The sequence below is a fragment of the Brevibacterium sp. H602 genome (genome assembly GCF_051172395.1).
Taxonomy (GTDB): Bacteria; Actinomycetota; Actinomycetes; order Actinomycetales; family Brevibacteriaceae; genus Brevibacterium.
In genome coordinates, this window is record NZ_JBPIZD010000021.1 from 49,587 (window position 1) to 65,329 (window position 15,743).

Annotated in this window: 16 protein-coding genes; 5 read left to right on the forward strand and 11 right to left on the reverse strand. The window is 65.5% G+C overall.

What is annotated here, in order from left to right; translation table 11 throughout:
- Nucleotides 1-3: 3 nt before the first annotated feature.
- Together coaD and ACSBQT_RS14640 are read right to left on the reverse strand one after the other, a co-directional pair.
- The gene (coaD, locus tag ACSBQT_RS14635; RefSeq protein ID WP_410711202.1) at nt 4-522 is read right to left on the reverse strand and encodes a pantetheine-phosphate adenylyltransferase; all 519 of its coding nucleotides are present in this window, start codon (nt 520-522) and stop codon (nt 4-6) included.
- A gap of 71 nt (nt 523-593) precedes the next feature.
- Nucleotides 594-1,355: a GntR family transcriptional regulator gene (locus ACSBQT_RS14640; protein WP_410711201.1), complete on the reverse strand. Its 762-nt coding sequence runs from the start codon at nt 1,353-1,355 to the stop codon at nt 594-596.
- Nucleotides 1,356-1,474: 119 nt separating this feature from the next.
- Between ACSBQT_RS14640 and ACSBQT_RS14645 the strand changes: the two genes are divergently transcribed.
- Genes ACSBQT_RS14645 through ehuA form a run of 4 tightly spaced genes read left to right on the forward strand, consistent with a single transcriptional unit; the run spans nt 1,475 to nt 4,641 of the window.
- Nucleotides 1,475-2,353, forward strand: coding sequence for a transporter substrate-binding domain-containing protein (locus ACSBQT_RS14645; RefSeq protein ID WP_410711200.1), 879 nt, complete (start codon nt 1,475-1,477; stop codon nt 2,351-2,353).
- A gap of 20 nt (nt 2,354-2,373) precedes the next feature.
- Nucleotides 2,374-3,186: an ectoine/hydroxyectoine ABC transporter permease subunit EhuC gene (ehuC, locus tag ACSBQT_RS14650; RefSeq protein ID WP_410711199.1), complete on the forward strand. Its 813-nt coding sequence runs from the start codon at nt 2,374-2,376 to the stop codon at nt 3,184-3,186.
- A complete protein-coding gene (gene ehuD / locus ACSBQT_RS14655; RefSeq protein WP_173155948.1) occupies nt 3,186-3,842 on the forward strand; it encodes an ectoine/hydroxyectoine ABC transporter permease subunit EhuD in 657 nt (218 codons plus the stop codon). Before ehuC ends, ehuD begins: the two co-directional genes overlap by 1 nt.
- The gene (gene ehuA, locus ACSBQT_RS14660) at nt 3,829-4,641 is read left to right on the forward strand and encodes an ectoine/hydroxyectoine ABC transporter ATP-binding protein EhuA (RefSeq protein ID WP_435001948.1); all 813 of its coding nucleotides are present in this window, start codon (nt 3,829-3,831) and stop codon (nt 4,639-4,641) included. The genes ehuD and ehuA overlap by 14 nt, the downstream gene beginning before the upstream one ends.
- On the opposite strand, the gene rsmD is transcribed toward ehuA, so the two are convergent.
- From rsmD to thiL, 4 genes are read right to left on the reverse strand one after another with little or no spacing between them, the layout of a single operon-like run.
- Nucleotides 4,638-5,237, reverse strand: a complete 600-nt coding sequence (gene rsmD, locus ACSBQT_RS14665) for a 16S rRNA (guanine(966)-N(2))-methyltransferase RsmD (RefSeq protein ID WP_370034620.1) — start codon at nt 5,235-5,237, stop codon at nt 4,638-4,640. The two genes, ehuA and rsmD, sit on opposite strands and share 4 nt — an antisense overlap.
- A gap of 10 nt (nt 5,238-5,247) precedes the next feature.
- A complete protein-coding gene (locus tag ACSBQT_RS14670) occupies nt 5,248-7,395 on the reverse strand; it encodes an ATP-dependent DNA helicase RecG (RefSeq protein WP_410711196.1) in 2,148 nt (715 codons plus the stop codon).
- Nucleotides 7,392-9,023: a DAK2 domain-containing protein gene (locus tag ACSBQT_RS14675; protein WP_410711195.1), complete on the reverse strand. Its 1,632-nt coding sequence runs from the start codon at nt 9,021-9,023 to the stop codon at nt 7,392-7,394. Before ACSBQT_RS14675 ends, ACSBQT_RS14670 begins: the two co-directional genes overlap by 4 nt.
- Nucleotide 9,024: 1 nt before the next feature.
- Nucleotides 9,025-10,062, reverse strand: a complete 1,038-nt coding sequence (gene thiL, locus ACSBQT_RS14680; RefSeq protein ID WP_410711194.1) for a thiamine-phosphate kinase — start codon at nt 10,060-10,062, stop codon at nt 9,025-9,027.
- 32 nt (nt 10,063-10,094) lie between these two features.
- Between thiL and ACSBQT_RS14685 the strand changes: the two genes are divergently transcribed.
- Nucleotides 10,095-10,619 carry a DUF3515 domain-containing protein gene (locus ACSBQT_RS14685; protein WP_410711193.1) on the forward strand — a complete coding sequence of 175 codons (525 nt, stop codon included), beginning with the start codon at nt 10,095-10,097 and terminating at the stop codon, nt 10,617-10,619.
- A 4-nt stretch (nt 10,620-10,623) separates the two neighbouring features.
- Here ACSBQT_RS14685 and ACSBQT_RS14690 read toward each other — a convergent pair whose 3' ends face one another.
- From ACSBQT_RS14690 to murA, 5 genes are all read right to left on the reverse strand, one after another.
- Nucleotides 10,624-11,739, reverse strand: a complete 1,116-nt coding sequence (locus tag ACSBQT_RS14690) for a D-alanine--D-alanine ligase family protein (protein ID WP_410711192.1) — start codon at nt 11,737-11,739, stop codon at nt 10,624-10,626.
- Between the two features lie 92 nt (nt 11,740-11,831).
- Nucleotides 11,832-12,365 carry a YbhB/YbcL family Raf kinase inhibitor-like protein gene (locus ACSBQT_RS14695; RefSeq protein WP_410711191.1) on the reverse strand — a complete coding sequence of 178 codons (534 nt, stop codon included), beginning with the start codon at nt 12,363-12,365 and terminating at the stop codon, nt 11,832-11,834.
- Between the two features lie 44 nt (nt 12,366-12,409).
- A complete protein-coding gene (locus ACSBQT_RS14700; RefSeq protein WP_410711190.1) occupies nt 12,410-13,423 on the reverse strand; it encodes an NAD(P)H-dependent glycerol-3-phosphate dehydrogenase in 1,014 nt (337 codons plus the stop codon).
- Nucleotides 13,420-14,187, reverse strand: a complete 768-nt coding sequence (locus tag ACSBQT_RS14705; protein ID WP_410711189.1) for a lysophospholipid acyltransferase family protein — start codon at nt 14,185-14,187, stop codon at nt 13,420-13,422. Before ACSBQT_RS14705 ends, ACSBQT_RS14700 begins: the two co-directional genes overlap by 4 nt.
- Nucleotides 14,184-15,500 carry a UDP-N-acetylglucosamine 1-carboxyvinyltransferase gene (gene murA / locus ACSBQT_RS14710; protein WP_410711188.1) on the reverse strand — a complete coding sequence of 439 codons (1,317 nt, stop codon included), beginning with the start codon at nt 15,498-15,500 and terminating at the stop codon, nt 14,184-14,186. Before murA ends, ACSBQT_RS14705 begins: the two co-directional genes overlap by 4 nt.
- Between the last annotated feature and the right edge of the window lie 243 nt (nt 15,501-15,743).

Below are 15,743 nucleotides of genomic sequence, written 5' to 3' on the forward strand. Positions count from 1 at the left end.
CCCTCAGACGACGCTGTCGTCGTTCGCGGCCGCGGGTCCGCGGCCGCCCAATGCCTCCAGCACCGAGGTGGGGACGAGGCCTTCGATGTTTCCGCCGCCCGCGTGGACTTCCTTGATGAGTGAGGAGGAGACGTGTTCGAACTTCGGATCACCGGGGACGAAGATCGTCTCGAGCTCGGACAGGTGTTTGTTCATCAGCGCCATCGGCAGTTCGTAGGCGAAGTCGGTGCCCGACCGCAGTCCCTTGACGACGGCGGGAGCGCCGATTCTCGTGCAGTAGTCGACGAGGAGGCCCCCGGAGACGAGGTCGATCGTGATGTTCTGCGCATTCTGAGTGCGTTGATCCTCGGCCAGGGACTGGCGAATGAGGTCGGCACGGATCTCCGGGTCGAAGCGACCGGACTTCGAAGGATTGTGGACCACTGCCACGACGACCTCTTCGAACATCCGAGAGCTGCGGGCGATGATATCGAGATGACCCATGGTGATCGGGTCATAGGAACCGGGACAGACGACCTTCATGCCCTCATCGTATCGTCTGCCCCGATCAGAGGCGGGCAGATCCGTGTCACGGACACGTGAGGTCGCAACCGTCAGTGTGCCTGTTCCCGCAGCCGCAGCCGCAGCCACTGATCGTCGGCGGGTGTCTCAGCGTCGGTGCCTTTGACCACTTGACCGTCGAAATCATCCACCGTTCCGTGCAGGCGGGAGGCCGCCTCGGCCATCACCCGGGCGACGATGGCAAGGGAACGGGGTTCGTCACCGGCGGCGACCGCCTCGGCGAGATTCCTGTGACTGTCCAGGACATCGCACCGGACCTCATATCCGCGCTTGTCCGACAGCGACAGCAGGCGGGTGTGAACCATCGAGACCTTCATGAGGTCGGTCAGCCGCGCTGATCCGGAGCACGCGACGATCGAGTGATGGAAGTTGAGGTCGGCGTCGCCGATCGTACGCGCGACATTCTCCTCGATCGCACGCTCGAGCTCCCTCAGCGCGCGGCTGATCCGCGCCGTCGAATTTCCGCCCCGGACAACGAGCTTGACCGCCTGCGATTCGATCGCCTCCCGCACGGCATAGACGTCGTCGATATCGGCCGTGCGCATCCGTCTCACATGCACACCTCGTCCTGGAGCATGCGTCATCACACCTTCGCTGATGAGGCGCTGCAGAGCCTCCCGCAGAGACGGCCGCGACACCTCGAGCAGCTCGGCCGTGCGCACTTCGTTGATCGACTGACCGGGCTCGAGCGAGCCGGAATAGATGGCGTTGCGGATCTGGTCGACGATGAGGTCGATCGTCGAAGAGCGGACCACTTTGCGCAGCACCGGCAGCTCGGAAGTCGGAGGATTCATCACGGTCACGATCATATAACGTTGTCAGACAGTGTGACATTCGGACAACATAAGTATTGAATACTGTTCCAGAGACGCACGTCACGTTGATGTGTCGACGTTCAAGGAAGGAACAGCAAATGAAACTCAAAGGACTGGCCGCCGCGACATCGATTCTCGCGCTGACGCTCACTCTCGGTGCCTGCGGCGGAAGCGACTCCGACGAGTCCGCACTGCAGAAGGCCGTCGACGAAGGAAAGATCACTGTCGGCTTCGCTGGTGAGGCACCATACAGCTTCGAAGAGGGCGGCGAACTCCAGGGAGCGTCGGTGGCACTGGCCAAGGCCGTGTTCAAAGAGCTCGGCGTCGACGACGTCGAGGGCGTCAACACCGAATTCGGTTCGCTCATCCCTGGTCTTAATGCCGATCGCTTCGATGCGATCTCGGCAGGCATGTCGATCCTGCCCGACCGCTGCGAACAGGCGTCCTTCGGTGATCCCGAGTTCATGTACACCACTGCCCTGATGACTAAGGAGGGCAAGCTCGACGGGATGAAGAACCTCGATGACGTGAAGAAGAAGGGCGTCAAGCTCGCCACCATGACCGGTGCCATTGAATCCGACTACGCCAAGGACCTCGGTATCAAGACTCAGCAGGTCGGTACCCCGCAGGACGGCATGGACGCCGTGACCACCGGCCGCGCCGATGTCTTCGCGCTCACCGCCATCTCGCTCAACTGGATGGAGAAGAACACCGAAGATTCCGGTGTCGAAGTCAGCGATTCCTTCGTCCAGGAGATCGACGGCGTCCCACAGGTCGGTGCCGGTGCCACGGTCTTCCGCAGCGATGACAAGGAACTGCGCGACGAATGGAACAAGGGCCTGGAGAAGATCGTCTCCGATGAGAAGTCCTACCTCGACGCCGTCGGCGACTACGGCTTCACGGCCGAAGAGCGCCCCGACGGTTCGATCACGACCGATCAGCTGTGCAAGGGCGAACTTCCCACCGCTGACTCCTGAGTCGGTTCCTCTCACGCACCATGAATGACAATGTCTCCACGTTGCTGAACTTCCTCCCACAGCTGTGGGAGGGAGTTCAGACAACCATCATCCTCACGGTGGCCGGCAGCATCGGCGCCGTCCTCATCGCACTCGTCCTCGGTCTGACGATGACCTCGCCGAGCGCCTGGCTGCGCATCCCGGCCCGCATCGTCGTCGAGTTCTTCCGCGGCACTTCTCTGCTCGTGCAGCTGTTCTGGCTGTTCTACGTGCTCCCGCTCCTCGGCGTCGATTTCGACCCTATGGCCTGCGGAGTCGCCGCTCTGGCACTCAACTACGGAGCCTATTCCGCCGAGGTGGTCCGGTCCTCGATCAAGACCGTGGCCCCCGGTCAGTGGGAAGCAGCCATCGCGCTGAGCCTCTCCCCCACCCGCCGGATGATCCGCGTGATCTTCCCTCAGGCCTGGGCGCTCATGATCCCATCGCTGGCGACCCTGCTCATCCAGCTGCTCAAGGGCACGGCGGTCGTCTCCTTCATCACGCTCTCCGACCTCACCGACAAGACCGAACAGCTGCGCCAGTCGACCGGCGACACGATGTTCGCCTACTCGATCAGCCTCCTCATCTACTTCGCACTGGCATGGCTGCTCCAGGAATTCATGAACTTCCTCGAACGCAGAGCGACGAAGGCCCTCGGCCGTCGTCGCCCGAACTCTCGCACCGATCGTCGTGAGGCCAGGCGTGCAGCCCGTGCCGATGCCGCGCGCCAAGACCGTCTCAAGTCACACGTTGCCGCTGGTGAAGGTGCTGACCGCTCCAAAGGTCCGTTCCCAGGACAGGGAGGTGGCCTCTGATGTGGAACTGGGAATTCGCCGCCGAAGCCCTGCCGATTCTGCTCCGCGGTTTCGTCAACACCTTGATCGCCACCGTCGTCGGCACCGCCATCGCCGTCGTCCTCGGGCTCATCCTTGCCGTGGCCATCCGCGGTCTGCCGCGCTGGATCAACTGGCTGGTCCGACTCATCGTCGCGTTCATCCGCAACACCCCTCTGGTCGTCCAGCTGCTGTTCGTCTACTATGCGTTCTCCGATATTCCAGGACTCGTCGATGTGCCCGCTCTGGTCATCGGCTTCATCGTCATCGGCATCCACTATTCAACGTATATGTCCGAAAGCTACCGTGCAGGCATCGATGCCGTCCCGCCGGGCCAGTTCGAGGCCGCCACTGCCCTCTCGCTGCCGCCGGTCCGCACCTTCACCGCGATCGTGTTGCCACAGGCGCTGCGGGCGACCATCCCGTCGCTGGGCAACTACGCAGTCGCCATGTTCAAGGACACCCCGTTCCTGTTCGCAATCTCCGTCGTCGAGCTCGTCACGGCTGCTAAGGAATTCGGCGGTTCGACCTTCGCCTACACGGAAGCCTTCACTCTGGCGGGCATCATCTTCCTCGCCGCCAGTTACCCGACCTCACTGCTCATTCAGAGATTGGACCGACGCCTTGCTACCTACTGAGAACACCCCAGCCAATTCCTCCACTCCCGGCGCAGGCACACCGGCGATCGAGTTCAAGGACGTGGAGAAGAGCTTCGGCCCGACCACCGTGCTCAAGGACCTCAACTTCACAGTGGCTCCAGGCGAGCGCGTCACACTCATCGGGCCCAGCGGTTCGGGCAAGACGACGATCCTGCGCCTTGTGATGACGCTCGAGGAGCTCACCGGCGGATATATCTTCGTCGACGGTCAGCCGCTGACTCACGAGGACCGCGGCGGCAAACGCGTGGAACTGCCGAAGAAGCGCACGCGTGAGATGACCACGCGCATCGGCATGGTCTTCCAGCAGTTCAACCTGTTCCCGAACATGACCGTGCTCGAGAACATCATCGAAGCTCCCGTCCATGTGCTCGGCAAGTCCAAGGCAGACGCGACCAAGGAAGCCAAGGAACTGCTCGAACGCGTGGGCTTGGCCGACAAGGCCGACGCTCACCCGACCCGTCTCTCCGGCGGCCAGCAGCAGCGCGTGGCGATCGCCCGGGCACTGGCGATGAACCCGGAGATCCTCCTCCTCGACGAGGTCACCTCCGCCCTTGACCCCGAACTCGTCGGGGACGTGCTCGGAGTGCTGCGCGATATCGCCGAGACCACGGACATCACGATGCTGCTGGTCACACACGAGATGCAGTTCGCCCGCGACGTCTCTCACCGCGTGATGATGTTCGACGGCGGTCAGGTGCTCGAAGAGGGTCCTCCGGACCAGATCTTCAACAACCCGCAGCACGAGCGCACGCGCAAGTTCCTCTCCAGCGTGCTCTAGTCCTCTGCGGCGCTCGCTTCGTCCTCGCCAGCGAGCTGGACGAAGTGGATCGCGGTCTCGCCGAAGGTCTTCGCCCGAAACACTTCGAGCCCGTCGGGCATCGTCGGCTCCGGCGAACGCGCGGCACGTTCGACCACGACGATGGACTCCATGTCCAGGTGTGTGCTCAGCCGTCTGAGGATCTGCGTGACCGCGTCCTCCCCCAGCGGGTACGGCGGGTCCATGAACACGAGGTCGAAGACTCGTGACTCCGGGTTCTCCGGTCCCGGCAGTCCGCCGAGAAAGTGGAGCACGTCCCCGGTGTGGACTTCGGCCGAATGGTCGAGACCGAGCTTGTCCGCATTGGATTCCAGAGCACGGGTCGCCGCCAGGGATGAGTCGACGAAGTCGACTTGTGCTGCACCCCGCGACATCGCCTCGAAGCCGAGCCCACCGGAACCGGCGAAGAGGTCGAGGACGTTCGCTGCAGGCAGCACCCCGTAGCCGTCGAGCATGGAGAACAGGGATTCCTTGACGCGGTCGGACGTCGGCCGGGTGTTCGCCCCCGATGGGGACGTCAGTTTGGCACCTTTGTGCGCGCCGGCGATGATTCTCATATCTGCTCCCTCAGCCTGCCTCGATGAAGTGGGCGTCGTCCTCGGGCAGGACGCGCCTGATGAAGGCCTTGAGCGCGGGCACCGCCTCGAGGGTGGGGTCGATGGCGACGATCTGCTCTGCGACCGTCTTCGCTTCGGCGACCATCTCGGAGTCGCGGAGGATGGACAGATGCCTCAGCGAGGATCCGCCCCACTGGGAGCCGCTGAGCACATCGCCTTCGCCTCGGGCGTCGAGATCGTACTCGGCCAGGGCGAAACCGTCGAGCGTCTCGGCGACGGCCTGCAGTCGTCCATAGCTCTCTTCCTCGGCACTCATCTCGGTGAGCAGGAAGCACAGGGCCGAGCTGCCGTCACGTCCGACGCGTCCGCGCAGCTGGTGCAGCTGTGCGACACCGAAGTTCTCGGCTTCGATGATGACCATCATCGTCGCCCTCGCCACGTCGACGCCGACCTCGATGACCGTCGTCGAGACGAGGATCTCGATGTCGCCTTTGACGAAGTCCGCGAGCACCCGGTCCTTCTCCGCCGTCGACATCCGCCCATGCAGCAGACCGAACTTCAGACCAGCCAGTTCCGGGGTCTCAGACAGCTTCCGTGTGATGTCTTCGATGCCCTGCTTCTGTCCGACTACGTCCCCGGACTCCGGATCTTCGATATCCGTCGGTTCGATTCGCGGGAAGACGACGAAGACCCCCTTCTCAGCCTCGACGGTCTGCCGCATGAGCTCCCGAACCCGGACGTACCAGGCAGGTTGGTCGACGATCGGCACCACATGGGTGGCGACGTCCTTCGGCCCGGCCGGCATCTCCTTCAAGGTCGAGATATCGAGGTCGGCGAAGACCGTCATCGCCACGGTGCGCGGGATCGGGGTCGCCGACATCACGAGAGTATGCGGGGTCGTGTCCCCGCCCTTCGCGCGCAGCGCTTCCCGCTGTTCGACACCGAAGCGGTGCTGTTCGTCGACGACGATGAGACCGAGATCGGAGAACATCGTCGACGCCGACAGCAGCGCATGCGTGCCGACGACGATGTCGATGTTGCCGGCGACGAGATCGAGCGCGAGTTCGCGACGCTCCTTCGCCGGCATCGACCCGGTCATCAGCGCCACTGTCACCTGGTCGTCGTCGGCCAGCAGCGGCGACAACGCCATCTGCTCGTCGAGGAATGTCTGGATCGAATGGAAATGCTGAGTGGCGAGCACCTCGGTGGGGGCGAGCATGGCGGCCTGGGCACCGGAGTCGACCGCGGTGAGCATGGCTCGCAGGGCCACAAGTGTCTTACCGGAACCGACGTCACCGTGCAGGAGCCGGTGCATCGGCCGGTCTGCGGCCATGTCCTCGGCGATCTCCTCACCGACCCTGACCTGGGATGCGGTGAGGGTGAAGGGCAGCTCCTCATCGAAGCGGCGGCTCTTCGTCCCCTGTGTGAGCAGCGGCGTCGCCTTCTCCGCGGCCAGAGTCGCTTTGCGGGCAGCGAACTCGGTCTGCAGGGCGAGCGCCTCTTCCCACTTCCACCTCAGCCGGGCCCGTTCGACGTCCTCGATCTTCCGCGGCCGGTGCATGTCCTCCAGCGCCGTGCGCAGATCCGGCAGTTCATGAGCGTCGCGCAGCCCTTTCGGCAGCGGATCCTCGAACTCCTCGTCACCTGCGACGGTGAGCAGGGTCTTGATCGAACTCCACAGCCGGGACTGCGCGATCTTCTTCACGGCCGGGTAGATGGGGAACGGCGAGTTGAGGTCCTCGGGCGTCCACTCGTGGTCATCCTCGGTGCGGTTGAGCCACACCGGAGACGCCAGGGTCAGCTGCCCGCGGAACGATTCCACCTTGCCGCCGAAGACGACGGTCAGTCCCGGCTTCAGCGCCTTCTCCAACCAGTGCTGGTTGAAGAACGCGATCTTCATCGACTGCTTCCCGTCGTGGACGATGACCTCGGTGATCGTGCCTTTCCGCTGCTTCATCCGCCGCGTCTCCACCTTGATGACTTCGGCCTGGATGATCGCGGTCTCCCCCAGCGGCAGGCCGCCGAGTTCCGTGCGCTCCCCGGGCACGAGGTAGCGGCGCGGGAAGAAGCGGAGCAGGTCAGTGACCGAATGCACCCCGCGCTTGGCGAGGTTCTTCCGATCGGCCGGCCGGAAGTTGTCTTCGAGCCGGGTCGTCATTCGACCCCCATGATCACGAGCACTCCGGAGTCTCTGGCATCGATGTCCTGGAAGTGGACGGTCTCATGCGACTTCTGGATCCAGTCCCGCAGGTGGTCGAGCACCTCCGGTGCGCAGTCGGGTCCGTGGACGACGGTGAGCAGCTCTCCCCCGGCCCCGAGCAGCCGATCGGCGAGCTTCTCGACCAACGTCCGCAGCTCCGTGCTCTGGGTCTTCGCGCGGCCTTCGATGAAGACCCGGTAGAACTGCGCGGGATGAGCCGCCACTGCCGTGCCCCCACTCGGACGATGATCCGTGGCCGCACCCGCAACGCCGCCCGCAGTCGATCCTTCGTCCTCGCTGATCACCGGCAGCATCCCCGTCGGCGGGTCGGTGGCGAGCTGATCGGCCGAATAGATCGTGCCCACCCTTGTCCCCGCGGCCGCTTCGGTCATATCCGCGAAGATCTCCCCCGCCGGGGCGAAGGGATCGTAGACGGCCAAGGCCGAGAGCAGGGTGCCGACGTTGCGAGAGCGCACGACGTGCGCCCCCAGCCCTGCCAGGGACTTCAGCGCCGAGGTGGAGCTGGGAATGACGATGACCTCACGGTCCTCGGCGGCGATGAGTTCGGACATCGTCTCGAACAGGTCCCCCACCTCCGGAGTCAGCGCCGTGGCCCCGTTGAGCGCGGTGTGCATGAGCAGTCCCGTGCCCTTGACCAGGACGATGAGCTTCGTCTCGCCCTCCTCCTCGTGCATCCGCAGGTCTTCCATATCGAGCCGGGCGATCCCATATTCGCCGAGGCGGTCGATGACGGTCGCGGCGGTCGTTTCGTCGGCGACGTGGACGTGGACCTTGCCCGCATTGATGACGATCGAGGTCCCGCCGAGGCGGTCGAGATCCTCGGCGAGGGAGTCAGTGGGGACGGTGGCCAGGATGGCGACGATCTCGAGTTCGTCGGCGGTGGCTTCGTGGATGATCTTCGGGGCGCGGGCCACCTCGGCGAGCATCGAATCCTGCGGGGTGCGGCCGGTGACGGTGGCGTAGAGGAGGTCGAAGAGTTCGACGATGCCCGTCGATCCGGCGTCGACCACCTCGGCTTCGCGCAGCACGGTGAGCTGTCCGGTGGTCTCCCGCAGAGCTGTGCGGGAGCGTTCCCGCACGGCCGCGATGACCTCGATCAGGGAGGCTCCGTCGTCGGCGCGTTCGCGGGCCTCGGTGGCCATGGCGTCGAGCACGGTGAGCATGGTGCCGTCGACGGGTCGGGCGACGGCGGCCCGGGCCCGGTCCGACGCGGTCTCCAGCGCGGTGGCCATGGCGTCGGCGGTGGCCACGGTGACTCCGGCCATGGCATCGGCGACTCCCTGCAGGGCGACGGCGAGGATGAGTCCGGAGTTGCCGCGGGCGCCGCGTCCGGCTCCGGCGGCCAATGCGGCGACGACGTGCGGGAGGGTGACGGGTCCCGTGAGCTCTTCGACGGCGAGGTAGGCGGCGCGCAGGGTGTGGTACATGTTCGTGCCGGTGTCACCGTCGGGGACGGGGAAGACGTTGAGCTCGTCGATCTCGGTGCGTTCCTTGCGCAGCCGGTCGACCGCACGGCGGGCCCAGCGGGCGGCCAGACGACCGTTGAGGCTGATGGCGTTGCTCATGTCACTTCCCGAAATGGCTGAAACCGCTCGCCGGCACGGGTGTGCCGTCGAGGCTGACATCGTGTCCGGTGCGGATCTCACCGATTCTCCGCCAGCCTACTCCAGGCACGGCGGCAGGCGGCGCAGACGCGGCGAAGCCGTGGTCCTCTCCCCCGTCGAGGACCCAGGACAGCGCCAGATCCTCTGCCGTCACAGCCGCCTCGGTTTCTCCGACCCCGTCGCCTGGCCCTCCCGTCGCTCGGTCATCGAGCACGAATTCGGCTGCCGGCAGCAGCGGGTCGATGAGGTCGCCCAGCAGAGCCCGATCAAGATCGATGCCCACCCCCGAGGCGGTCGCCACCCGGGCGAGGTCGAGGCTGAGTCCGTCGGAGACGTCGATCATCGCCGAGGCGGCCCCGACCGTGGCCAGTGCCCCGTAGTCAGGCTGCGGCGCCAGTTGGGTGTCGATGAGCGAGCGGAGGTCAGGCCCGGCGGTGTCTGGTCGCGCTCCGGCGAAGAGCAGGTCGAGTCCCGCGGCTGCCCGACCAACGGTGCCGGCCAGGAAGAGTCCGTGCCCGGGCTGGGCGCCGGAGCGCAGGATCGCGGACTCCTCCTCCAGGGTCCCGAGTGCGGTGATGGCGATGACGACGAGTTTCGACGACGACAGGTCCCCGCCGATGATCGGCACCGTGCAGTCCAAAGCCGTCCCCGCTCGTTCCGCTTCGTCGAAGAGACCGGAGTACAGGGCTTCGAGGCAGGCGATGTCCGTGTCATCGGGGACGGCTGCGGAGACGAGCAGTCCGTGCGGGGTCGCGCCCATGGCGCACACATCAGCGAGGTTCTGGGCCGCTGCCTTGATACCGAGCTTCTTCCAGTCCAACCATTCGCGAGTGAAGTCTTCGTTCTCCACGAGCATGTCCGCGGTCGAGACGAGTCGTCCCTCCGGTGCTGTCACGGCCGCATCGTCTCCGGGTCCGACGATCACGTGCGTGCTGCTGGGGTTGCGGGTGAGCACACGGGAGATGATGTGTGATTCGCCAAGTTCGGACAGTCGGGTCATGGCTCAAGGTTATCGGGCGATACGGTAGTCCTATGAGATCTCGCCCTGCTTCGACGCGCCGCAACGCCCGGCCCGCGCACCGTCGTCGTTCTCTCACCTTCATCGCTCTGGCCACGGTGATCACCGGTCTGGCAGTGACTGGGTGTTCGCGGACCGTCATCGTCGAGCCGGCCAAGGACGCAGCGAATCCGAAGTGTGCCGATATTCTGCTCACTCTGCCGGACGAGATCTCGGGTGAGAAGGCACGCACGACCTCCTCGCAGGGCACGAAGGCCTGGGGAGATCCCAATGTCGCGGTGCTGCGCTGCGGAGTCACTCCCCCCGGGCCGACGACGGATCAGTGCGTGAGCGTGTCCGGGGTCGATTGGATCTCGAAGCCGGTCGACGACGACGATTCGACGTGGAGGTTCACCAGCTACGGACGCACCCCTGCCGTCGAGGTGCTCGTCAATCGCAAGGCAGAGTCCGGCAACGATGTGCTTGCCGCAATCTCACCGACTTTGTCGAAGTTCCCGCCGGAGAACGAGTGCGTCGGCGCCGAGGACATCGCCGGCTAGAGCGCTATTTCGCGCGGGCGTGGTCGATCAGGGCGATCGAGATGAGTTCGCCGATGAGTTCGGAGTACTCGAGTCCCGACTGGGCCCACATGAACGGGTACGCCGAGGTGGGGGTGAACCCGGGCAGGGTGTTGAGTTCGTTGATGACGACTTCACCGGTGTCCGTGACGAAGGTGTCGACGCGGGCCAGACCGGTGCAGTCGAAGAGACGGAACACCGAGGCGGCCAACTCCTGCACTCGGGCCGTGACCGTCTCGTCGAGATCAGCCGGACAGGTGACTTCTGCGGCGGCGAGGTCGAGGTATTTGGCATCGAAATCGTAGAACGAATGGTCGCCGCTCACCCGGATCTCCCCTGGTGAGGACACGCGCAGCTCCGTGTCATAGACGGAACCCAGCACGGCGCATTCGACCTCACGACCGCTGACCTCGGGTTCGACGATGACCTTGGAGTCGTGTTCGAAGGCGCCGAGCAGGGCGGCCTCGAGATCGGCCGCCTCGGCGACGCGACTGACTCCCATGGACGATCCGGCACGAGCGGGTTTGACGAACACGGGCAGTCCGAGCTCGGCCACTCGCTTCTCCGCCTCCGCGCGGTCTGCGGCCCACATCGTCTCGGTCACGAGCTCCCACGGGCAGGTGGGGATCCCGGCGTGGGCCATGAGTGACTTCGTGTAGTGCTTGTCCATGCTCGCTGCGGAGGAGAACACTCCGGAGCCGACGAACGCGGTGTCGCTGAGTTCGAACAGTCCCTGCAGGGTTCCGTCCTCACCGAAGCGTCCGTGCAGGAGCGGGAAGAATACGTCGACCGCACCCAGTTCGGTGTAGTTTCCGTCGGCATCGCGGTGCAGCAGAGGTGCCCCGTTCGCGGAGACCGGAGGGATCACCTCGGTGCCGTTGTCCGTGACCTCCGGCATGGCCTCCGGGTCGAAGCGCATGCTCGCCCAGTCGTCGACGACCCGCCACACGCCGGTCTTCGTGATGCCGATCGGCAGAACGTCGAAGGCGTCGGAGTCGATGGCACCGATCACACCGGCCGCGGTGACGCAGCTGACGGAGTGCTCGCTCGAACGGCCTCCGAAGAGGACTGCGACAAGGGGCCGGTGATCGTTGTCTGCCATGAGTTTCCTTGCTGAAGTGGTACTCCCGCGAACTGGGGCCGAACACGGGTGCGCACAGCGGGTCAGGTGTGCGCGGACTGAAAGACTCTAGCTCACTTGGCCTCGTACGTGCATTCCAGCCACGCCCGTCCGATGCCCTTGAAGAACATGTTGAAGCCGGCGAAGGCCGGTGTTGCGGATTCGTCGATGCCCAGCGGTTCGGCCAGAGCGGTGACGATGAAGAAGTAGCGGTGCGGTCCGTGTCCTTCCGGCGGGGCAGCTCCGACGAAGCAGGGTTCGCCGGCATCGTTGCGCAGAGTCACGGCTCCGCTGGGCAGGAGGTCGGCGGCCGGGTCGCCGGCGTTGGTCTCCAGGCTCGTCACCGAGGCGTCGAGGTCCGTGACGACCCAGTGCCAGAAGCCCGAACCCGTGGGAGCGTCGGGGTCGTAGCAGGTCACGGCGAAGGCCTTGGTCTCGTCAGGGAAACCGGACCAGGACAGCTGCGGAGAGACGTCCTCACCGCCGGGCACGCCCATGGCGCCGGAGAGCTGTGGGCCGGTGAGCACCCCACCGTCTTCGATGTCGGTGCTCGTCAGCGTGAAGGTGGGAAGTTCGGGAAGGTTGAAGAACGGTGAGTTGGCGCTCATGTGTGCTCCTAGTTTTCCAGCGGGTGCCTGAGATTCGGTGCGAATCAGGCGGGTGGTCCTTCGTGCTTACGTTTCCGAGACAACAGCAATCCGGCGAGTTCGTCAACCTGCAGTTTTCCGGCGAGAACCGCACAGACCACCTCGGTAATGGGCAGGTCGACGCCGTTGCGTCGACCCAGGGCGAGGACGGCTGGAGCGGATTTCACGCCTTCGGCTGTCTGCGAGGTGTGGGCGATGACGTCCTCGAGGCTCATCCCCTCACCGAGGTGGCGCCCGAAGGTGCGATTGCGCGACAGGGGTGAGGCGCAGGTGGCGACGAGATCGCCGAGTCCGGCGAGACCGGACAGGGTGTGCGCCTCGGCGCCCATGGCCGCGGCCAGGCGAGAGGTTTCGGCAAGCCCGCGGGTGATGATCGAGGCCTTCGAGTTGTCGCCGAGCTTCTGCCCGTCGGCGATGCCCACGGACAGGGCGATGATGTTCTTGATCGCACCGCCGATCTCGACGCCGACGACGTCGGTGTTCGTATACGGGCGGAAGTACGCGTTCGCGCTGATCTCCGCGACCACCTCGGCGGTGGTGATGTCGGAGGACGCGACGACGGTGGCGGTGGGCTGCCGGTCGGCGATCTCACGCGCCAGGTTGGGTCCGGAGACGACGGCGATCTGGGATTCGGCGACCTCGGCGACCTCGGCGATGACTTCGGACATGCGTTTGCCGGTGTCGACCTCGATGCCCTTCATCAGGCTCACGAGCTTCACACCCTCGCGCAGGTGCGGCTTCCACCGGGTGAGGTTCTCCCGCAGGGTCTGGGCGGGCACGGCGAGGACGATGACCTCGGCGTCGGTGACCGCGGCGATATCGTCTGCGGTCGCACTCAGCCCCTCGGGCAGGACTCGCTCGCCGAGGTAACGCTCATTGGTGTGCGTGGAGTTGATCTCTTCGGCGACCTCGGGACGGCGGGCCCACAGGGTGACGGGGAATCCGGCGTCGGCGATGACCGCGGCGTAGGTGGTGCCCCACGATCCGGCTCCGAGGACGGTGATCTTGTCGACGCTCATTCGCCAGTCTCCTTAGCTGTGAAACGCTGCGGCAGTTCGCGTTCGGACAGTTCGGCCACCATCGCCGCCACGGTGTTCTTCACCCGCTGGGAGAGGTCTCCCATCGTCTTCTTCTCATCCCGGCGATCCCACAGGTCCGAATAGTCGATGGCGGGACCGAAGGCCACGACGGAGTCATGGCTGAAAGGGCGGAATCGGACCTTCTTCTGCCCGCGCGGGTAGACCGTGTCAAGTCCCCAGTGGGCGACGGGAACGATCGGGGCTCCGGTCTCCAGCGCCAGCCGGGCGGTGCCGGTCTTGAAGTGCTGGGGCCACAGCTCCGGGTCCTTCGTCAGCGTGCCCTCGGGGTAGATGACGACGGTCTGGCCGTTCGCCAGGGCGTCCTTCGCATATTCGAGGGAGTCCCCGGCCGAGGCCGAGGCGCGCAGCACCGGGATCTGTCCGATGATCTTGAGGATCTTGCCGAGCACCCCGGTGAACAGCGTCGACTTCGCGAGGAAGTGCGGCATCCGGCCGTTGCGCTTGAGCGCCAGCCCCACGAGGATCGGGTCGAGATGGTTGGCATGGTAGGCGGCGGCGATGATGCCCGTGCCGGCCGGCGGCAGGTGCTCGGTCCCCCGGATGCTCATCTTCGTGGCCGTGCGCAGGAGCCCGAAGGCCGCAGTGGCGGCAACGGTGCCCGCCCGGTTCTGGGAGCGCACCGAGGCGGGATCGAAGGAGACGAGATCGTGGTCGTTCGCGTCCGGTTCGATGTCGGCGCTCATGCGGAGACCTCGGCACCGAGTCCGGTGAGTTTGTCGAGGAAGTTCTCGTAGCCGCGGTTGATGAGCTCGATGCCGTGGACTTCGCTCGTGCCCTGGGCCGCCAGGGCGGCGATGAGGTGGCTGAAGCCGCCGCGCAGATCGGGAACGTCGATGCGGGTGCCCTTGAGGTCGGTGGGTCCGGAGATCACAGCCGAGTGTTGGTAGTTCCGTCGTCCGAAGCGGCAGGGGGTGCCGCCGAGGCATTCGCGGTAGAGCTGGATCTGCGCACCCATATCGCGCAGGGCGTCGGTGAAGCCGAACCGGTTCTCATACACGGTTTCGTGGATGATCGAGAGGCCTTCGGCCTGAGTCATCGCGACGACCAGGGGCTGCTGCCAGTCGGTCATGAAGCCGGGGTGGACGTCGGTTTCGAGGGCGAAGGATCGGAGTTTGCCGCCGGGGTGGCGGAAGCGGATGCCGTTCTCCTGCACATCGAATTCGCCGCCGATCTTGCGGAACACGTTGAGGAACGTGATGAGCTCCGGCTGGCTGGCGCCTTCGACGAAGATGTCGCCGCCGGTGGCCAGTGCCGCCGAGGCCCAGGATGCGGTCTCATTGCGGTCGGGCAGGGCACGGTGGATGAACCCGCGGAGGGTGTCGACGCCTTCGATGCGCACCACGCGGTCGGTGTCGACGGTGATGATCGCGCCCATCTTCTGCAGCAGCGCGATGAGGTCCATGATCTCCGGTTCGATGGCCGCTCCCCGCAGCTCGGTCACGCCTTCGGCGCGAACCGCTGTCAGCAGCACCTGTTCGGTGGCTCCGACAGAGGGGTAGGGCAGTTCGACCTTGGTTCCCTGCAGGCGGCTGTGTGCCTTGAGCATGATGCCGCCGGGGGTCTTGTCGACCTCGGCGCCGAACTTGCGGAGCACATCGAGGTGGAAGTTGATGGGGCGGTCGCCGATATGGCAGCCGCCGAGGTCGGGGATGAACGCCTGACCGAGGCTGTGCAGGAGAGGTCCGCAGAAGAGGATCGGGATGCGGGAGGATCCGGCGTGGGCGTCGATGTCGACGATGGAGCCCTGAGCCACATCGGCCGGGTCGAGGTGGAGTTCGCCGTCGGACTGGTCCCCGTCGGGGCCGGAGGTGACGCGGACTCCGTGGAGTTCGAGGAGTCCGGTGACGATTTCGACATCGCGGATGTTGGGCACGCCGCGCAGCACGGACGGGGTCTCACCGAGCAGAGAGGCCACCATCGCCTTGGGCACCAGGTTCTTGGCGCCGCGGACTCGGACGGTGCCGTCCAGCGGATTTCCCCCACGTACTTCGAGCATGTTCCTCCCTGATTCCGATGATCGGATCCGGGCGGGATGCCACCCGGAGACGGTGCCCGACGATTGCTGTGGGCACCGTCCTAGACTAACCCAGCCGATGGTCTCCCACCGATTCGCTCAAGGCGGCCCGCCGTCGCGTTTGAACGTGACGGCGGGCCGCCCCGGTGGGGGGGGGTCGGTACGGAAGGGCCGGCGTGGGTTAGGGTCAGAACTTGGCGGGCAGGGTCGTAGGCTTGAAAGCGA